Below are 452 nucleotides of genomic sequence, written 5' to 3'. Positions count from 1 at the left end.
GCCGACTACGCGTTGGCACTGAAAGGCAACCAAGGCAATCTTTACAACGACGTACAGGCGTTTCTTGATGATCCTGACACGCCACTCGATACCGTTGAAACGACAGACGGCGACCACGGCCGCATCGAGGTTCGCACCGCATCCGTCAGCGCCGACATCGACTGGCTCCAAGACGCCCACAAATGGCCTGGGTTGGAAGCTGTCGGTAAAATCGTCTCGACACGGGAGATCGGCGGCAAGACCAGCACCGAAACGCGCTACTATCTCCTCAGCGCTGCATTCCCGGCCGCGCGGTTCAACACCATCGTCCGCAGCCATTGGGCCGTCGAAAATAGCCTGCACTGGGTTCTCGACGTCACGATGAACGAGGACCAGTTGCGCAATCGACTTGACCACGGCCCCGAGAACCTCGCCATGCTGCGCCATCTCGCCCTCAACGTCGCCAAGCTAGA

The 452-nt window shown here is 59.7% G+C and carries 1 protein-coding gene; it reads left to right on the top strand.

What is annotated here, in order from left to right; translation table 11 throughout:
• A partial coding sequence (locus tag DF185_RS23235) for an ISAs1 family transposase (protein ID WP_110364086.1) occupies positions 1–452 on the top strand: 452 nt, incomplete at both ends.

It is taken from the genome of Marinifilum breve, assembly GCF_003202155.1.
GTDB classification, from domain to species: domain Bacteria; phylum Bacteroidota; class Bacteroidia; order Bacteroidales; family Marinifilaceae; genus Marinifilum; species Marinifilum breve.
Note: the sequence above shows the minus strand (reverse complement) of the source record. Positions and strands in the feature narration are given on the sequence as shown.